Annotated in this window: 16 protein-coding genes; 4 read left to right on the top strand and 12 right to left on the bottom strand. The window is 66.7% G+C overall.

Annotated features, from left to right (window positions below):
• Complete coding sequence (locus ACE3OV_RS09190; RefSeq protein WP_374326711.1) at positions 1–846, bottom strand: substrate-binding periplasmic protein; 846 nt, start codon at positions 844–846, stop codon at positions 1–3.
• Positions 836–1,261, bottom strand: coding sequence for a cytochrome c-550 PedF (gene pedF, locus ACE3OV_RS09185; RefSeq protein WP_374326710.1), 426 nt, complete (start codon positions 1,259–1,261; stop codon positions 836–838). The genes ACE3OV_RS09190 and pedF overlap by 11 nt, the downstream gene beginning before the upstream one ends.
• 252 nt (positions 1,262–1,513) lie before the next feature.
• Between pedF and ACE3OV_RS09180 the strand changes: the two genes are divergently transcribed.
• A complete protein-coding gene (locus tag ACE3OV_RS09180; protein WP_374326709.1) occupies positions 1,514–3,505 on the top strand; it encodes a sigma-54-dependent Fis family transcriptional regulator in 1,992 nt (663 codons plus the stop codon).
• Here ACE3OV_RS09180 and ACE3OV_RS09175 read toward each other — a convergent pair.
• From ACE3OV_RS09175 to ACE3OV_RS09155, 5 genes are all read right to left on the bottom strand, one after another.
• Entirely contained in the window at positions 3,500–3,880 is a 381-nt protein-coding gene (locus tag ACE3OV_RS09175) for a SirB2 family protein (protein WP_374326708.1), read from the bottom strand. The genes ACE3OV_RS09180 and ACE3OV_RS09175 overlap by 6 nt on opposite strands.
• On the bottom strand, positions 3,877–5,163 hold the full coding sequence (locus tag ACE3OV_RS09170) for a hypothetical protein (RefSeq protein ID WP_374326706.1): 1,287 nt from the start codon (positions 5,161–5,163) through the stop codon (positions 3,877–3,879). Before ACE3OV_RS09170 ends, ACE3OV_RS09175 begins: the two co-directional genes overlap by 4 nt.
• Positions 5,164–5,170: 7 nt before the next feature.
• On the bottom strand, positions 5,171–5,395 hold the full coding sequence (locus ACE3OV_RS09165; protein ID WP_374326704.1) for a DUF2249 domain-containing protein: 225 nt from the start codon (positions 5,393–5,395) through the stop codon (positions 5,171–5,173).
• A complete protein-coding gene (locus ACE3OV_RS09160; RefSeq protein WP_374326703.1) occupies positions 5,395–5,829 on the bottom strand; it encodes a hemerythrin domain-containing protein in 435 nt (144 codons plus the stop codon). Before ACE3OV_RS09160 ends, ACE3OV_RS09165 begins: the two co-directional genes overlap by 1 nt.
• A gap of 164 nt (positions 5,830–5,993) precedes the next feature.
• Positions 5,994–6,314 carry a contact-dependent growth inhibition system immunity protein gene (locus tag ACE3OV_RS09155; protein ID WP_374326702.1) on the bottom strand — a complete coding sequence of 107 codons (321 nt, stop codon included), beginning with the start codon at positions 6,312–6,314 and terminating at the stop codon, positions 5,994–5,996.
• On the opposite strand from ACE3OV_RS09155, the gene ACE3OV_RS09150 reads away from it, so the two are divergent.
• Positions 6,313–6,510 (top strand): hypothetical protein, encoded by a 198-nt coding sequence (locus tag ACE3OV_RS09150; protein ID WP_374326701.1) that lies wholly within the window; start codon positions 6,313–6,315, stop codon positions 6,508–6,510. The two genes, ACE3OV_RS09155 and ACE3OV_RS09150, sit on opposite strands and share 2 nt — an antisense overlap.
• Before the next feature lie 123 nt (positions 6,511–6,633).
• On the opposite strand, the gene ACE3OV_RS09145 is transcribed toward ACE3OV_RS09150, so the two are convergent.
• From ACE3OV_RS09145 to ACE3OV_RS09125, 5 genes are all read right to left on the bottom strand, one after another.
• Entirely contained in the window at positions 6,634–9,606 is a 2,973-nt protein-coding gene (locus ACE3OV_RS09145; protein WP_374326699.1) for an MASE1 domain-containing protein, read from the bottom strand.
• 179 nt (positions 9,607–9,785) lie between these two features.
• On the bottom strand, positions 9,786–10,526 hold the full coding sequence (locus ACE3OV_RS09140) for an MBL fold metallo-hydrolase (RefSeq protein ID WP_374326698.1): 741 nt from the start codon (positions 10,524–10,526) through the stop codon (positions 9,786–9,788).
• A 21-nt stretch (positions 10,527–10,547) separates the two neighbouring features.
• Positions 10,548–11,147, bottom strand: coding sequence for a chemotaxis protein (locus tag ACE3OV_RS09135; protein ID WP_374326697.1), 600 nt, complete (start codon positions 11,145–11,147; stop codon positions 10,548–10,550).
• A gap of 14 nt (positions 11,148–11,161) precedes the next feature.
• Entirely contained in the window at positions 11,162–12,910 is a 1,749-nt protein-coding gene (locus tag ACE3OV_RS09130; protein ID WP_374326695.1) for a PHA/PHB synthase family protein, read from the bottom strand.
• 31 nt (positions 12,911–12,941) lie between these two features.
• A complete protein-coding gene (locus tag ACE3OV_RS09125; protein WP_374326694.1) occupies positions 12,942–14,354 on the bottom strand; it encodes an MBL fold metallo-hydrolase RNA specificity domain-containing protein in 1,413 nt (470 codons plus the stop codon).
• An 83-nt stretch (positions 14,355–14,437) separates the two neighbouring features.
• Here ACE3OV_RS09125 and ACE3OV_RS09120 point away from each other — a divergent pair, with 83 nt between their 5' ends.
• Together ACE3OV_RS09120 and ACE3OV_RS09115 are read left to right on the top strand one after the other, a co-directional pair.
• Complete coding sequence (locus tag ACE3OV_RS09120) at positions 14,438–14,881, top strand: universal stress protein (RefSeq protein ID WP_374326693.1); 444 nt, start codon at positions 14,438–14,440, stop codon at positions 14,879–14,881.
• Between the two features lie 79 nt (positions 14,882–14,960).
• Positions 14,961–17,558: an ATP-binding protein gene (locus ACE3OV_RS09115; RefSeq protein ID WP_374326691.1), complete on the top strand. Its 2,598-nt coding sequence runs from the start codon at positions 14,961–14,963 to the stop codon at positions 17,556–17,558.
• Position 17,559 lies beyond the last annotated feature (1 nt).

Below are 17,559 nucleotides of genomic sequence, written 5' to 3'. Positions count from 1 at the left end.
TCAGTTGTTTTGATAGGTGATGCCGTGCTGGCGGAAGATGGCGGCGATGCTGCCGTCGCGGCGCAGGTCGGCAACGGCGGCGCCGACGGCTTCGGCGAGCGCTGCTTCCTCGGCCTTGACGGCCATGCCGAGCGGCCAGCCGTCGATCTTCAGTTCGGCGAAATTGGCGCTTTCAAGCACCACCTGCTGGCTGCCGGACAGCGCCGCTTCGAGTTCGGCGCGCGGCGCGAGGACGGCGGCGATCTGGCCGCCGGCAAGCGCCCGGCTGGCTTCGGCGACGCTGGTGAAGTGCACAACATTCTCGCGCAGCCGGCCGTTGAGCACGGAGAGCAGGAAGGCATCGGCCAGGGTGGCGGTTTCGACGCCGATCTTTTCGCGGGTGAACACTTCCAGCGCCACCGCGGCGGACCCCGCGAGCGCCGGCACGCGCTGCGGATTGCGCGCAACGGCCAGGCTTTCGCGGTGGTAGGTGCCGAAGATGCGGACCTTGTCGTTGGCCCGCGCCAGGCCTTCGTCGACCGGTACGTGGAGCATCAGGTCGGCCGGCTGGGTACCGAGGTAATGGCCCTTCCAGACCATGTTGCGCAGGTCGTCGCTCATGTCTTCGTCGGCGTTGAAACCGACGATTTCGGCGGCGACACCGAGGCGGGCGGCGATGGCACGACCGAGGTCGGCGTCGATGCCCTTGCCACCGGCCAGCGAGTACGGCGGGAAGTCGTTATACACGGCGATGCGCAGGCGGCCGCGCTGGCGGATCGTCTCCAGCGCATCGGCAACGGCCGGCAGGGCCAGGCACAGGGGCAGCGCGGCGAGCGCCTTGAGGCAGCGGCGGCGATCATTCTTCATGGACGGTCTCCAGCCAGGCGCGGATTGCCCACATCGCTTCCTGCGACAGGGTGCCCTCGAACGGCGGCATGTAAACGCGACCGTCGCGCACGGCGCCCTTGCGGATGCGCTGCATGAAGATTTCGTCGCCTTCGTCGCCCTTCGGCAGGTAGCGCAGATCGGGGGCGATGCCGCCGGAAACGGCGCCCAGGCCGTGACAGCGGGCGCAGTTCTGGTTGAAGGCGGAGTCGCCGATGCGCACCGCCGTCTTGTCTTCGCGGTAGGGGTTGGCGGTCTGCCAGTCGGCGCCGAGTTGTTTGAGGCCGGTGGTGTCGACCGCCTGCGGTACCACATCGCCGTGGGCGAAAACCAGCGACGAGGTAGCCAGGCACAGGGTGGCGAGCAGGGCGCCGAGGGAAAGGTGGGAATACTTCACGGGGTCTCCTTTGGTGAATGCGAAACGACAGCTTGTGCCGGGACTGTCTGCAAGCCCTGTGCCAGTCACCCGGAAATGCGGCCTTTCCCCAGTTTTGCCGCCAGCCTGGGCAATACTTCCCTGAAAACAACATGGCACGTTTCTAGCTTTAACGATTGCGTCGTGGCACAGAAAATTGCTCCTTAAATGGGCAGGTGCTACGTTATGAAACAACAACAGATAAAACAGAGCCGGGGACGGAGGAGAGAGAAGATGGGACAGATACAAGTGGTGGCCGGCCTGCACGGCCCACGCCTGCGCGAGGCGCGCCAGGCATTTTTCGAGCGTGGCGAATTGCCGGCGGGAATGATCGATCCGCTGATCCTGCGTTCCTGGGAACGCTGCCGGCGCTTCGGTCTGACCGAGAATTACGCGCTGCCCGGCGTCGAGTCGCTCGACCGGGTAGCCCTGAAGAGCGAGCAGTACCGCAACCGCTACCTGCTGCAACAGGTGCGGCCGATCATGGAACATGTCTATGAGCAGATCCGCGACTCGGGCAGCATGGTCATCCTGGCCGACGCCAACGGGCTCTTGCTCGACACCGTCGGCGACCCCGACTTCGTCGACCGCGCCGACCGCGTCGCCCTCGCCCCCGGCGCCTCGTGGGACGAGAACCAGCGCGGCACCAACGCGATCGGCACCGCGCTCTCCGAGGAACGTGCGGTGGAAGTGCTGGGTGCCGAGCACTTCCTCGAACACAACGGCTTCCTGACCTGCTGCGCCAGCCCGATCTTCGGCCCGGACGGCGCGCTGATCGGCGTCCTCGACATCTCCGGCGACTACCGGGCGACGCAGCGCCACACCCTGGGCCTCGCCCGCTTGTCCACGGCGCTGGCGGAAAAGCGCCTGTTCGAGTCGGCGCACGCCGGCGACATCATCGTTTGTTTCCATTCCCGTCCCGACTACCTGGGCAGCCCCAAGGAAGGCCAGGCGGCGGTCAGCCCGGACGGTCAGGTCAAGGCAATCAACTACAACGGCCTGGAAATCCTCGGCATCCGCCGCGTGGACGCGGTACGGCGCGATTTCTCGATGGTCTTCGAACACAACCTGGGCACGCTGATCGACCGCCAGCGGCAGAACAGCCAGGGCCACAGCACGATCACGGTGAACGGCCGGACGATCAACCTGATACTGCGCGGCAACCTGCCCGCGCCGTCCGCCGCCGGCCGCGTCTACGACGCCGACAGCGGCAGCGGCAGCGGCGGCCGGCCGGCCGCCGCCCGGCGCAGCGAAGCGCCCTGCCCGCAGGTGCTGACGCTCGACACCCTGAACACCGGCGACGCCCGCCTGCAACTGGCGATCGACCGCGCCCGGCGCCTGCTCGGGCGCGACATCCCGATCATGATCCAGGGCGAATCCGGTGCCGGCAAGGAGATGTTCGCCAAGGCCTTCCACAACAGCGGGCCGCGCGCCGACGGCCCCTTCGTCGCCCTCAACTGCGCGTCGATCCCGGAAAGCCTGATCGAATCCGAACTCTTCGGCTACCAGGGCGGCGCCTTCACCGGCGCACGCAAGGAAGGCGCGCCGGGCAAGATCCAGCAGGCGCACGGCGGCACCCTCTTCCTCGACGAAATCGGCGACATGCCGATGAACATGCAGGCCCGCCTGCTGCGCGTGCTGCAGGAACGCGCGGTGACGCCGCTGGGCAGCACGCGCGAGATCCAGGTCGATATCTCGCTGGTCTGCGCCACCCACCGCAAGCTGCGCGAGGAAGTCGCCCGCGGCGGCTTCCGCGAGGACCTCTACTACCGTCTCAACGGCATGAGCGTGACCCTGCCGCCGCTGCGCGAGCGCAGCGACCTGCGCCAACTGGTGGCCAAACTGGCCGCCAGCGAAAGCTGCGAGCGCGGCCCGGTGCGCTTCACCGAAGGCGCGCTGCAGGTGATCGAACGCTATAGTTGGCCGGGCAACATCCGCCAACTGTTCAACGTGATCCGCGTCGCCATCGCCCTGCTCGACGACGACGAGACGACGGTGCACGAATCGCACCTGCCGGAAGAGCTGTTCGAAGCGCCGCTGGCACCTGCCGTCGGCGAAGCGCAATGGGCGGCGGCGCCGCTGGAAAACCCGGTCGGCAGCCTCGAGGAAGTCGGCCGCCAGCTCGCCCAGCGCGCGCTCGACCAGGCCAACGGCAACGTCTCGGCGGCGGCGCGCCAGCTCGGCATCAGCCGCAACACGCTCTACCGCAAGCTCGGCAAGTTATAGCCAGAACGGATTGCGGGTCAGCGCGACGCCGACGATATAGCCGTAGGCGAGCACCGCCAGCGCGCCGTAGCACAGGCGGGCGGTGCGCGTCCGGCCGCGCTTCAAGGCCATCGTGCCCAGTCCGATGTAGGCGAGCAGACCGCACAGCTTGGCGGTCAGCCAGCCCTGGGAGAAAGGGTACTGGCTGCTCCACACCGCCATGGTCAAAGCGCTGCCGAGCAGCACGCTGTCGATCACATGCGGCAAGGTGCGCGTCAGCCGCTGGCGCAAGCGCGGCGACTCGCTCGCCATCCACGCCAGCCGGATCAGGAAACCGGCACCGCTGAGAACGACGCAGGTGATGTGCAGGTGACGCAGCAACAGGTAGGTATTCATGCCGGCGCCTGTTGCAACTGCCGGCCGTGCCGCCACGCCGCCCGCAGCAGGTTGACGGCGAGCCAGACCGCAGCCGCGATCAGCAGCAGACCGGCCGGCCGGCTCAGCCACTCGGGCAGCAACACCGCCAGCAGCGCCAGCCCGGCGGCGGCGGCGAAAACCTGGAACTGGCGATGCATCGGCGCCTCGGGCAGCAGCTTGTTCATCGGCGGCAGCGCCTTGCCGACCAGGCCGTGGTTCTGCAGGTCGAGCCAGAGCAGGAAGGGAACGATCTTGGCCAGCATGCCGACGATCAGCGGCACGAAAGCGCCGAGCAGCAACACCAGGCCGAAAGCCGGCGTCCACCGCGGATCGTCGGCGAGCGCCGGGAACAGCGCGCCGGCGCCGAGCATGGCAAGCGCCGACAGCGCGCCGTAAAGGCCGAACTGCCAGTAACGGAAGGTGGTATCGGGCCGCGCCCGCCGCCGCTTGGCCTGCAGGCGCAGGGTCTGCACCGCGAAGGCGGCGCCACCGGCGGCGAGCAGCAAGCGGCCGAGCCGCGCCGGCCATTCGGCATCGAACGCCAGCGCGGCGCTCCAGAACAGCAGCACGGCAAACAGGCAGACCGGGAACCACCACGCCGGGCGCGCCGCGTAACCCGGCGTCAATTGGAACATCGGCACCACCACGTAGGCCACGGCCGCCAACAGCACGCCGGCCCAGCCGGCGAGGCCCCAGGCGGCGTGCAGATCGGCCAGCGCCAGCAAGGGCACCGACCAGCCGCCGGCCAGCGCCAGCAGCATGAACAGGCCGCTGCCGCCGACTACGGCGAGCCCGACCAGCGACAGCTTGATCCCGCGGATGCTCGGACTGGTCGACGGCACCCGGAACAACGCGCTGCTGGCAGCACCGACGAAGACCAGCAAGGCCAGCGCCAGCAGCGTGCCGGCAACGTGCAGCCAGCCCGGCGCCGACCACAGGAAGCCACCGGCCAACGCCAGCGCGCCGAGGCTGATCGCCGGATGGACGACGCGCGCCACCAGCAGCGGCCGCGCCAGGGCGGCGCCGGCGACCACTGGCAGGACCTGGATCAGCGCGCCGAGCATCACCTGCAGCATGAAGCCGACGGTGAGCAGATGGGTGGCGGCGAGCGCCGCCGGCGTCCACCGCGAAGCCAGGATGGCCGGCCCGTCGATCACGGCGAGCAGCCCGGCGAGCGCGATGAACAGCGGCGCCGTGACGAAGAAGCGCAACGGCGCCGCCAGCGGCGGCACCTGGTCGAAGGAGAGCATGCCGCTGGCCACGGTTGCCTCAGCAGGTGATGCGCACGGCGAAGGTGCCGTCGTCGCGCAGTTCGGTCCGCCAGCGGTGGCCGTTCTGCTGCAGCACGCGGTAGAGTGGATGCGGCTCGCGGAACAGGAGGAGCAGCATCTCCTCGCCCGGCTTGAGCGTCGCCAGCATTTCCATGGTGTCGACGAAGGGCTGCGGCGGCTCCAGGTAGCGTGCGTCGACCGTGCGTTCGGCGGGGATATCCATCAGGCCAGCTCGCTTTGCAGGCGTTCCAGCACCGCCGGCTCGCCGGCCAGTTGCTGGTCGCACATCGGGTAGAGGACGTTCTCTTCCTTCATGTTGTGCTGCTGCATCATGATCAGCAGGCTTTCCGCCTGGCCGAGGAACTCCTCCAGGTCGCCGCCGCCCAGCGCTTCTTCGGCAACTTCAACCAGCCCGCGCATCTGCTCGTGCTCCATGCGCATCATTTGCGTCGGCCCCATGCGCATGCCGGTGCGTGCCTCGAAGGCCGGGAACAGCGTCTGCTCCTCGGCGGCGAAGTGGCGCAGCAGCGCCTCGCGGAACTGGCCGAAGGCCGCCGCGGCAGCCGCCGCGTCGCCGCGCTCGACCGCCTGCTCGGCAGCGGCAAAGAAATCGTCGCAATGACGGTGATCGTCGATCAGGAATTCACGAATGCTCATGCACAGGCTCCAGTTGGGGTTCGCCGGCATTCTCCGCCGGGCACCGCAAGGGGAACCTTGATGAATATCAAAACCGGGAGGGGAGCAAGTTGGCCGCAGCGCGTCAAATTCGCCGGCTCAGCCAGTCCGGACAATCCTCATCGAAAGGGTGGGCGACGGCGTCGTTATCCCTGGCGTACCGGGGCGCTGGACAGGTGTTGTATCAGATAGTCGCGCGCCCACACCAGCCACCGCGCGGCTTCCGCATCGTCGGCACCGATCACGATCATCGGATTGAAGTCAGCCACGAAAGCCTTGCTCAACCCAACAGGATGCGCTGCAAGGTAGTGATCAATCTGGGCGATGGTCTGCTGAACGTCATCCGACCAGTTGCCAGACGCAAACCCAGCAAGCACCGACGCCTCATCCTCGTACTCATCAGGCCAATCCTGATGAAAATAGGCATTCACCAGTTGCTCCAACTGGTCGTAGGAACTGTCTTTCATGATTACTCAGTTCGCGTCTCAGCACACCGGAAACGACCTGCTCGCCCCGAAAGAAGAAAGCACCGCTTGCCGCCGGCCCGGACCGGGCATCCTGATTGATGTGGTAATTACACGCGGCAAGCAGCTTGAGGCCACTGAACAGCTTGGGCGGCATCTGCAACAGGGGCGGACATTTGCTGCCTTGGCATCGGGATAACTCCGGATTCTCTTAGTGATATTGCCGGCACAGATCGACCGGCATCGAAGCGGCTGCCTGAAGGCAGCCGAGCAGCGCCACCAGACATACCGGCAAGCGCATCTGCCCAGCCTTGAAGGGCACCTATTTCTCCAGCCAGCGCAGCAGCGTGGCAAAGAAGATTTCCGGCACCACTGGCTTGGCCAGGAAATCGTTCATACCGGCGTCCAGGCAGCGGGCGCGGTCTTCGTTGAAGGCGTTGGCGGTCATCGCCAGGATCGGCGTCGTCTGCCGGCCGGGCAGCTGGCGGATCGCCCGCGTTGCGCTCAGGCCGTCCATGCGCGGCATCTGCATGTCCATCAGGATCAGGGCGTAGTCCTTCGCCTGCGCCATGGCGACCGCCTGCTCGCCATCGTCGGCGGTGTCGACGTGCAGGCCGCTGGTAGCGATGAGTTCCTGCGCCACTTCCTGGTTGATCGGGTCGTCCTCGACCAGCAGAATGGCCGTGCCCGAGTAGCGCTCGGCGATGACCTTCTCGGCAGCGACGTTAGCCGGCTGGGTGCCGCTGCTGTCGGCGCTGTGGTCCTTGAGCAGCCGCGCGGTGAACCAGAAGCGGCTGCCCTGCCCCGGCGTGCTGCTGACACCGGCACCGCCGCCCATCAGCTCGGCCAGCCGCCGGGTGATCGAGAGGCCGAGGCCGGTCCCGCCGTATTTCCGGGTGGTCGAGCTGTCCGCCTGCTCGAAGGCGTCGAACAGGCGGGCGCAAGCCTCCGGTGCAATGCCGATGCCGGTATCCTCGACTTCGAAGCGCAGCAGCACCGAGTTCTCGTCTTCGGCCAGCCGGCCGGCATGCAGGGTCACCTGGCCGGCCTGGGTGAACTTGATGGCGTTGTTGGCATAGTTGAGCAGGGCCTGGGTCAGGCGGGTCGGGTCGCCGCGCAGTTTGCGCGGCAGCTTTTCGCTGTTGAGCAGGAATTTCAGGCCCTTGGCCTGCGCCTTGGCGCTGACGATCGAGGCGACGTTGGCAAGCAAGGCCTCGACGGCAAGCTCGGTATTTTCCAGGGTCAGCTTGCCGGCCTCGATCTTCGACAGGTCGAGGATGTCGTTGATCACGCTGAGCAGGTGATCGGCCGAGGTGTTGATGGTGTCGAGCCGGGCCGCCTGCTTTTCGTTGACGCCGTCGCGGCGGAGCAGGTGCACCATGCCGAGGATGCCGTTGAGCGGGGTGCGGATTTCATGGCTCATGTTGGCGAGGAAGACGCTCTTGGCATGCGTCGCCGCCTGCGCGCTGTCGCGTTCGACCCGGCTGCGCAGCATCTCCATGCCGAAGGCGAGGTTGCGCGCCAGTTCCTCGAGCAAACCGACTTCTTCCGCCTGGAAGGCGTCGCTGGCGGCGGAATAGATGGTCAGCGCGCCGATCGTCCGGTGCTCGCAGATCAGCGGCAGCGCGATGCTGGCGCGGTAGCCGCGGCGGCGGATCGCCTCGATCCAGGGCGCCATCCGCGGATTGTCGAGAACGTTCTGACTGACACAGGTGCGAGCGCTGCGGATCGCCGTGCCGGTCGGTCCCAGGCCTTCCGGCAACTGGCCATCCCAGGAGACGAAAACGCTTTCCAGGTAATGGTCTTCATGACCGGAGCGAGCGACCGGGCGAACGGTCTTGCGCGCGTCGTCCTCGGCGAAGCCAACCCAGGCCATCAGGTAGCCGCCCTTGTCGACGACGAGACGGCAAAGCGCGTTGAGCAGCGCCTGTTCGTCGCTGGCGTGGGCGAGCATCAGGTTGCAGTCGCTGAGCAGGCGCAAGGCACGCCCGAGGCGTAGCTGCTCGTCCTCGGCGCGCTTGCGTTCGCTGATGTCGTGCGTCACCTTGGAGAAGCCAAGTAATTCGCCACCTGGTGCGCGCAGGGCGGTGAGGACCATTTCGGCAAAGAAACGGCTGCCGTCCTTGCGTAGCCGCCAGCCACTATCCTCGGCCCGCCCCTCGGCGACCGCGAGCGCCAGCAGCCGCTCCGGCTTGCCCTGGCGCACGTCTTCCGGTGGATAGAAAACGGCGATCGGCTGGCCGATGATTTCGCTGGCCGCGTAGCCTTCCAGATGTTTCGAGCCTTCGTTCCAGGTGGCAATGCGCCCTTCCGGATCGAGCATGATGATCGAGTAGTCCTTGACGCTCTCGGTCATCAGGCGCAGGCGTGCTTCGCTCTTGAACAGCACCCCCTCGGCGTGGTCGCGCTCGGTTTTCAGGGCGGAGAGCGAAAGGCCGGTGAGCTGGGTGGTGGCGATGTAGCTCCAGAGCAGGATCAGGCCGAGCTGGCCATCGCCGAAATGGAAGGCGCCGACGCCAGCTGAGGCGCTCCAGGCGGCGACCATGGCAAAGCCCAGACAGGCGACGGCCGCCGCCAGCACGCCGAAATGTAGCGCCGCCCAGGCAAACAGTGGCAGCGTCAGAAAGGCGATCGGCAGGCGCAAGCCGGCCTCCCCGTAGTTCATGACGAAGGCCAGCCAGGCGACGATGCCGGCGATCACGAACCAGAGCGCCAGGCTGCGCTTCTTGCCGCCGAGCCGGGCGAGGTTTTCCCAGGTCAGCGGCAGCAGCAGCGGACCGGCCAGCAGTACGCCGACGGTATCGCCGACCCACCAGGTTAGCCAGGCGATGCCGATGGCGTCACCACTCACCTCACCCGCGAGGTAGAGAGAGATGACGCCACCGGTGGCCGAAATGAGCATGCCGCAACTGCTGGCGGCGATGAAGTTGATGACGTCGACCTGACGGCTGAACGACAGATTGAAGCCGACCCGCCGCAACCAGCTGGCAGCAAACCACGGTGCCAGCGTGTTGCCGACGGCGGTGGCCGCGGCCAGCGATGGCGGAGCGCCGATCGCCAAGTTGACCAGGAAGGCGGCCAGCGCAATTCCCGGCCACATCGCGTTTCCCCAGCGCAGCAGCGCAGCAACGGCGATCCCGGTGGGCAACCAGATGAGCGTGATGTGTGAATCGAAATAGGGCAGCTTCAGCCCCAGCCAGCCGGCGACGAAATAGACCGCGCAGACCAGCCCGGCCCGGACGAGCGTGCGCCACCAGGCGGCATCGAATACGACATTTTGGCTGATTGCGCTCATCGTCCCCCATCCGTCGTTTACCGGGTCGCCAACCTGCCGCCCGGCGCTTCGCCAAACCCCGTGGCGAGCGGCCCGGACGGCCGCCATGCCTGAGGCAGACATTGACTTCATCATACTCCCGGGAGGGGAAAGGCGTCACCGCGCCTGCCGCCGCGCCGGCGCCAAACGGGCGCCCGGCCTCAGCCGCCGATCACCCCAACCGGCAAGGCATCGAACCAGTGGATGAAACGCTGCACGTCGGCGCCGCGGTAGATGGCGCCGTGCTGGGGACAGAGAAAATCGATGTCGAGCCCGGCGACGCGTTCGCACCAGCGGCGCTTGGCTTCGTTGGAGCCCATCCAGCGCTGGTGGAAGGCCTCGGCGTGGCGGATGTGGGCGTCGAAATCGTCGACGAACAGGCCATCCTGGCCGGCCGGCAGGAGCGCCGCACCGACGTCGCCGGAGAAGAGGATTTTCGCCTTGCGGTCGTAGAGGTGGAAGTTGCCGGAGGAATGCAGGTAATGCGCCGGTACCGCCTGCAGCGGCAGGCCGCCGAGGGCAATCTCCATGCCGGCGTCGGGAATCGGCACGAAGGTTTCCGGCGCGCCGCCGAAGTGCGGGATGAAGCCAGCCCACAGCCAGCTGACGTAGCAGCGCATGCCGGGGTTGAATTCCAGCCAGAGCGCCAGCGACGAACAGATGTCGGGGTCCTGGTGCGAGGCAAAGATGGCGGTCAGCGCGGAAGGATTGAATTCGCCGGCGAGCGCCGAGAAGACGGCGGGAAAGATTTCGGCGCCACCGGGGTCGAGTAGCATGCCCTGGCCGCCATGGCTGACCAGGTATTCGTTGGTGTCGATCAGATGCCCCGGCCGCTCCGGGTCACGGACGATGGCGACCCACTTGTGGTCGCCGTCCTGATAAATGGTACTGGTCTTCTTCACCCCGCCCCCGCCTCGCTCAATTTAATTGTTCTTGAAAAAATCCGAACGCTGCAGCGCCTGCAGCGAATTGCGTATTTCCTCGACGACGCCGTCGAATTCGCCGGAAACCTGGGTCAGCGCCGCGGCAAAGCCCTGCCCGTAAGCTGCCTCGATCTTCGCCGACTTGGCCAGCACGCCGCCCAGCTCGACCAGCTGGAAGGCGTCTTCGAGCGCCCGCCGCAACTGCTGGCGCAGCGTCGCCAGGTGCAGCTGGTGTTCGGCGTTGGCGCGCTCGCGGCGGCGTACCAGGTCGTCCAGGCGCTGCGCCGGCACGCCGGCGACGGCGGTACGCAACAGCCGGGTGTTGCGGATGTCCTGGAGGACGACCGAGACATCGCGCACGCAGGCGTGGATGTGCGCGGTCAGCGCCTGCATCTGCGTGCGCAGGTCCTGCGAGAAGACGCGCAGCTCGTTGGAGAGGACGCCGAAGCCGCGCGCATTGATGCCGGCGCGCTTGGCCAGGAAGATGGCATTGAGCGCCATCAGGTTGATGCGGAAGGCGACGGCGACGACAGCCTTGACCTCCTCGTTGATGCGTACGATGCGCCGCAGGTCTTCGCCGGCGTCCGCGCCACCAGCCATGTGCGCCAGCGCCGTCATTTCTCGAGGACGTAGGTACCGGGCGCGTCAGCCAGCGCCGGGAACTTGCGGTTGGCTGCCGGGTAGGCGTCGACCAGCTCGCCGCTGCGTTCGCCGAGCCAGGCCGTCCAGTCCTCCCACCAGGTGCCGGGCTTCTTGTCGGCGCGCTCAAGCCAGTGTTCCCAGTGCTCGTTGCGCTCGGGCTCGGCGATCCAGTAGGCGCGCTTGGGCGGACTGACCGGCGGATTGACGATGCCGAGGATGTGCCCGGAGGTGGAGAGCACGAAGCGCACCGGCGCCTTGACGTTGACGTACTTGCGGATGCGGTAGCACTGCTTCCACGGCGCGATGTGGTCGTCCTCGGCAGTCACCGCGTAGAGCGGCTGGACGATGCGGTCGAGGTCGATCGGCTCGCCGGCAATGCTCAGCTTGTCGCGCTTGATCAGGTTGTTGTTGAGGTACATCTCGCGCAGGTAATAGGAATGCATCGCCGCCGGCATGCGCGTCGCATCGACGTTCCAAAACAGTACGTCAAACGGCGGCAGAGCTTCGCCGAGCAGGTAGCTGCTGACCCAGTACTGCCAGACCAGGCTGTTCGAGCGCAGCAGGCGGAACGAGGTCGCCATTTCGGCACCGTCGAGGTAGCCGCGCTTGGCCATCTTCTCTTCCAGCGCAGCGACGCAGGCGTCGTCGATGAAGACGTCGATGTCGCCGGGGTGCGAGAAGTCGGTCAGCGTGGTGAACAGCGTCCAGTGGGCAACCGGCATCTGCTCTGCGGCGAAGCGCTTGTTGGCCCAGGCCATGTAGGTGCTGACCAGGGTACCGCCGATGCAGTAGCCGACCAGGTGCACCTGCGGCACCTTGCAGAACTCACTGGCGACGCGCACCACTTCATTGACGCCTTCGAGCAGATAGTCGTCGAAACGGACGTCGCGCATTTCGGCATCCGGGTTCTTCCAGCTGGTAATGAAGACCGAGAAGCCCTGGTCGGTCAGGTACTTGACCAGGCTCTTCTTCGCGTTGAGGTCGAGGATGTAGAACTTGTTGATCCACGGCGTGACGATGACGATGGGCATCGCCCGCACCTGCTCGGTGGTCGGCGTGTAGTGGATCAGTTCGACCAGACGGTTGCGGAAGACCACCTTGCCCGGCGTCGTCGCCAGGTCCTTGCCAACGGTGAAGGCGTCGGGCTCGACCATCTGGATGTTCTTCGCCTTGACGTCGCGCTGGAAGTTGGCCCAGCCGCGGCGCAGGCTCTCGCCCTGGGTGGCGACGGCGCGTTCGAGGGCGGCCGGGTTGGTCCAGAAGAAATTGGTCGGCGCCACCATGTTCAGCCACTTGCGCGACCAGAACGCCGCCCGCCGCCGCTCCTTGTCCGACATACCCGGGGTTTCGAAGAGCATGTCCTGCAGACGGTGGGTGAAGGCGAGGTACCACTCCTTGACGATGTCCCAGGACGCCGAATCGGTCCACACCGGCGCAGTGAAGCGGGCGTCGTCGGCGTTCGGCCGGATCACGTCCTCGGACGGAATGCCGAGCGCCCGCCGGGCGACGTGCGCCTGCAGCGCGAGCAGGTCGGCGGAGAGCGCATTGACCGCGCGCGTCAGCTCCTGCGGATGCATCAGCCACGCCATCTGCGCGTTGAGCAGCGAGGTGGTCGCCCCAAACGGATCGATCGCCTTGCTCACTGCCTTGCCCACCGTTTCGACCGGGCTCAGCCCGTCGAGGTCGATGCTGCGGTCTTGTGTTGCCGGATTGCCTGACATGGAATTCTCCCTGACATCTTCAGATTCGATCTTACAGCGTGACGAAGCTGTTCGCCTGCGGCAGTTGCACGTCGTGCCAGCCGAAACGGACGCGAATGGCGTCGGCGAAGGCCTGCGACGCCGAACTTTCGCCATGCACCACGAACAGTTTGCCCGGCGCCTTGTGAAAACCGGCCAGCCAGTCGAGCAGCGCCGCCTGGTCGGCATGCGCGGAAAGGCCGCCGACCGTGCAGATCTTGGCCCTGACCGGCACCGGCTCGCCGAAGATGCGGACCAGCTTGGCGCCGTCGACCAGGCGCCGGCCGAGCGTGCCGGCGGCCTGGAAACCAGCGATCAGCACCGTCGATTCGTGACGGCGCAGGTTCTCGCGCAGGTGGTACTTGATCCGCCCGGCCTCGCACATGCCGCTCGCCGAGACGATCACCGCGCCGTGGCGGATGTCGTTCAACTGGCGCGAACGTTCGACGTCGGCGACGAACTCGATGTCCATCTTGTGCGGATGCGCCTGCTGCCAGGCGATCAGCTCACGCGTCGCGGCGTCGAGCAGCTGGCTGTGTTCGAGGGTGATGCGGGTGGCCGAGTTGGCCATCGGCGAATCGACGAAAACCTTCATCGCCGGCAGCCGGCCGTGCCGCACCAGATCGGTGAGGATGAAGAGGATTTCCTGGGTGCGGCCGACAGCGAAGGCCGGAATGACGATGTTGCCGCCGGCGGCGCGGGTACGGGCGAAGGCATTGACGATCTCGTCCTCGGTTTCGCCGAGGGAACGGTGCAGGCGGTTGCCGTAAGTCGATTCGATCAGTACCGCATCGGCGGTCGCCGGCGGCGGCGCCGGATCGTTGAGCACCGGCCGGCCGGGCATGCCGAGGTCGCCGGAGAAAACCAGCCGGCGGCTGCGCCCGCCGCTGGCGACGGTCACTTCGAGCGAGGCCGAACCGAGGATGTGGCCGGCATCGCGGAAACGCACGCCAATGCCGGCGAGCGGGGAAAAGGATTCGTCATAGGACACCGGACGCAGCAGCTTCAATGCTGCCTGGGCCTGCATCACCGTGTACAGCGGCGGCAGGATGCCGCGTTCGCTGCGTCCGCGGCGGTGGCGGTTGCGCAGCAGCCATTCGGCTTCCTTCTCCTGGATGTGGGCGGCGTCCGGCAGCAGCACTTCGAGCAGCGAGATGGTCGCTGGCGTGGTGTACACCGGGCCGCGGAAGCCGAGCATCGCCAGCCGGGGCAGCAGGCCGGAATGATCGATGTGGGCGTGGGTGAGGAGGACGAAGTCGAGCCGGCGGACGTCGAAACCGAAGGACAGCGCCCTCTCGTTCTTGCCGCGCGCCTCGGCACCGCCCTGGAACATGCCGCAATCAACCAGAAAACGCGCTTGCCCGGTATCGACCAGGGTGCAGGAACCGGTCACTTCGCCAGCGGCGCCGAAAAAGCCAAGTCGCATGTTTGAAAACCTCCCGACTTGGCGTAGCATGAACCCATAAAGGGCGGAAAGCAACGCCAGCAGACCATCTCAGGAGGTAAGCCATGTTCAGGAACATCCTGGTTCCCACCGACGGTTCGGAACTTTCCCGGGCCACCGCCAAGCGCGCCATCACTTTCGCCAGCGAAGCCGGCGCCCGCATCACCGTGTTTTACGCCAAGCCGGAATATCCGATCGCCTATTTCGGCGAGGGCGCGCTGATCGATCCGACGACGCCGGAAAAATTCACCCAGATGGCCGAGCAGCAGGCGGCCGAATACCTGAACGAAGTCGCTGCCTGGTGCGCCGAAGCCGGGGTCGAATGCACCACCACCTCGGCGACCAGCGACATTCCCTACGAAGCGATCATCGAAGCCGCCGAGAAGTCCGGCTGCGACCTGATCTTCATGGCTTCGCACGGACGGCGCGGGATCAGCGGACTGTTGCTGGGCAGCGAAACCAACAAGGTGCTGACCCACTCCAAGATTCCGGTCCTGGTCTATCGCTGACCTTCCCCGGCCCGCCTGCTCCCGCGCCGGCGGGCCACCCCGGCAACCCTATATCGCCCCGGCCCCGGGCGGCATGCAGATGGCTTCCGTCCCGCCCAGCTTTCCCTACCGTCGCCGCATCCTGATCCCGGTTGCCTGTGCATTGTGCGCCTTGGTGGCGATTTTCGTCGCCGCCTTCGCCCTCCACCTGCGCCATCTGGAAAGCGAGCTGACCCGCCAGGCCGCAGCCCAGGCTAGCCGCGCCTGGCAGCAACGGCTGACGGATAACGGTCAGCACCTCGACTGGTTCGCCAGCGAAGCCATGGCCAACCCCGAACTGCGTGCGGCGATGCGGCGCGGCGACGCGGCCGCGCTACTGGCCGGCAGTCAGCGGCGCTTTGGCGAAATCGCCGGCGAATTCAGCATCAGCCACTGGTACTTCATCACCCCCGAGCGCCGCGTCCTGTTGCGCGTCCATGCCCCACAGCGCAGCGGCGACCGCATCGAGCGCCAGACCCTGGTCGACGCCGCTACTTACGACAAGGTGACGCGCGGTCTGGAACTCGGCCCGCTCGGCAGTTACACCCTGCGCCACGTTCACCCCTGGTACGCAGGCGGCGAACTGCTCGGCTACATCGAACTCGGCCTGGAGGTCGACCGTTTCTTCGCCGACATCGAAAAAACGCTCGGTCTGACCCTGATCAGCGCGATCGACAAGCGCCATGTCGACCGCGCCAATTTCGACACCGGCAAGCAGACCTTGGGTTACGAAGGCAACTGGGACGACCAGCCGGCGATCGCCGTTTTTCACCCCCATTTCACCCCCCTGCCCACTGCCCTGGCCAGCGCCTGGAACGCCCACCCCGGCGGCCAGGCCGGTCAGGTGTTCGCGATCAGCGACGGCGACCGGCGCTGGTCGGCGACCCTGCTGCCGCTACCGGATTACCGGCAACAGCCGGTTGCCTCACTGGCCGTATTGCGCGACACCACGAGCGAGCGCGCCGCCAGCGGCGGCAAGCTGCTGCTCGCGCTGGGCGCCGCCAGCGCACTGGCGGCCCTGCTCGGCTTCGCCCTCTACCGCCTGACCGGCAGCATCGAACGCGAGCAGCAGGCGGCAAAAACCTCGCTCGCCGAAAACGAGCAACGCTTTGCCGACCTGTTTTCGACCAGTTCCGACTGGTGGTTCTGGGAAACCGACGCCAGCCTGCATTTCAGCTTCCTGACCGACAACGTGTCCGCTTTGCTCGGCCTGCCACAGGAAGCCCTGCTCGGCACCCGGCTCGACGATTTCGTCGTTCCCGACGACGACCCCGAACATCCCCGCAGCCAGGCACTGGCCTCCGACCTGCAGGCACGCCACGCCTTCCACCGCCTGGAACACCGGCTGACCTTGCCGGACGGTCGCCCGGTCTGGATCGTCAGCAGCGGCGTGGCGGTCTTTGGCAGCGACGGCGCCTTCCGCGGCTATCGCGGCACTTCATCCGACATCAGCCAGCGCCGCGAACGCGAACTGGCCGAACGCGAGGCCCGCCGCGAGGCCGAAGTGAAGTTTGCGATTGCCCGCTGCCTGCATCAGCCAGGCGCGATCGCCGAGCGCCTCGACGAAGCGCTGCGCTTGCTGCAAGGATTGCCCGGCCTGAACAAAGAAGCACCGCCGCGCATCCTGCTGCCCGCCCCCGACGGCAGCATTCCGTGCTGCGATGGCGGGCGCAATCTGGACGGCCGACTGTGCAAGCAGGCGGCAACGAAGAGCCGGATCATGGTCGCCAGACATTGTGTCGGTGACGCGGTGACGACCGACGGTCGCTGCGTCGTTCCGCTGCTGCTTGGCGACAGCTGCCTGGGGGTCCTCTGCCTGCATGGTGCGACCGAGACAACGCGCGCCCCGGCCCGCCAGGAGACGCTGCACCACATCGGCAACCTGTTCGCGCTGGCCATTGCCAACGAGCGCGTGCTCGCCGCCGAACACCATGCGGCGGCGCTCGCTGGCGAGGCAAGCCGGGCCAAGAGCGAATTCCTCGCCAACATGAGCCACGAACTGCGCACGCCGATGAACGGCATCATCGGCATGACCCAGCTGCTGCTCGACACGCCGCTCGATACCGAACAGAAGGAGTACGCAAACGTCATTGGCGAGAGCGCCGACGCGCTGCTGTCGGTGATCAACGACGTCCTCGACTTCGCCCGCATCGAAGCCGGCAAGCTGCCGATCGAATGCATCGATTTCCCGCTTGCCGATCTGGTCAGCCAGACCTGCAAGCTACTGGCGGTACTCGCCCAGGAGAAGTCCCTCGCCTTCACCCAACAGCTGTCGCCGGATCTGCCGAAAACCCTGCGCGGCGACCCGGGGCGACTGCGCCAGGTGTTGAACAACCTGATCGGCAACGCGATCAAGTTCACCAGCAGTGGCCGCGTCGACCTCGACATCCTGCCGGAAGACGGCGACCGGGTGCGTTTCGTCATCCGCGATACCGGCATCGGCATCCCGGCACAGCAGATGAGCCGTCTGTTCAAGCCCTTCTCGCAGGTCGACGGTTCGACGGTGCGGCGTTACGGCGGCACCGGCCTGGGGCTGTCGATCTCGCGCCAGCTGGTCGAGATGATGGGCGGCGAGATCGGGGTGGATAGCGTCGAAGGAGAGGGGGCGACCTTCTGGTTCACGCTGCCACGCGTCGCCCCGGCCCGACCGGCGGCCTGAA

Origin of the sequence: Azonexus sp. (assembly GCF_041909095.1) — a bacterium.
Lineage (GTDB): Bacteria > Pseudomonadota > Gammaproteobacteria > Burkholderiales > Rhodocyclaceae > Azonexus.
This window is presented reverse-complemented; position numbering and strand designations above follow the sequence as displayed.

Bases quoted from the DNA above. Each gene is read 5' to 3' on its own strand.
- ACE3OV_RS09145 (WP_374326699.1), bottom strand. From the start codon at position 9,606: ATGAGCGCAATCAGCCAAAATGTCGTATTCGATGCCGCCTGGTGGCGC.
- ACE3OV_RS09165 (WP_374326704.1), bottom strand. From the start codon at position 5,395: ATGGATATCCCCGCCGAACGCACGGTCGACGCACGCTACCTGGAGCCG.
- ACE3OV_RS09175 (WP_374326708.1), bottom strand. From the start codon at position 3,880: ATGAATACCTACCTGTTGCTGCGTCACCTGCACATCACCTGCGTCGTT.
- ACE3OV_RS09130 (WP_374326695.1), bottom strand. From the start codon at position 12,910: ATGTCAGGCAATCCGGCAACACAAGACCGCAGCATCGACCTCGACGGG.
- ACE3OV_RS09125 (WP_374326694.1), bottom strand. From the start codon at position 14,354: ATGCGACTTGGCTTTTTCGGCGCCGCTGGCGAAGTGACCGGTTCCTGC.
- ACE3OV_RS09190 (WP_374326711.1), bottom strand. From the start codon at position 846: ATGAAGAATGATCGCCGCCGCTGCCTCAAGGCGCTCGCCGCGCTGCCC.
- ACE3OV_RS09150 (WP_374326701.1), top strand. From the start codon at position 6,313: ATGATTACTCAGTTCGCGTCTCAGCACACCGGAAACGACCTGCTCGCC.
- ACE3OV_RS09135 (WP_374326697.1), bottom strand. From the start codon at position 11,147: ATGGCTGGTGGCGCGGACGCCGGCGAAGACCTGCGGCGCATCGTACGC.
- ACE3OV_RS09160 (WP_374326703.1), bottom strand. From the start codon at position 5,829: ATGAGCATTCGTGAATTCCTGATCGACGATCACCGTCATTGCGACGAT.
- ACE3OV_RS09115 (WP_374326691.1), top strand. From the start codon at position 14,961: ATGGCTTCCGTCCCGCCCAGCTTTCCCTACCGTCGCCGCATCCTGATC.
- ACE3OV_RS09180 (WP_374326709.1), top strand. From the start codon at position 1,514: ATGGGACAGATACAAGTGGTGGCCGGCCTGCACGGCCCACGCCTGCGC.
- ACE3OV_RS09120 (WP_374326693.1), top strand. From the start codon at position 14,438: ATGTTCAGGAACATCCTGGTTCCCACCGACGGTTCGGAACTTTCCCGG.
- ACE3OV_RS09155 (WP_374326702.1), bottom strand. From the start codon at position 6,314: ATGAAAGACAGTTCCTACGACCAGTTGGAGCAACTGGTGAATGCCTAT.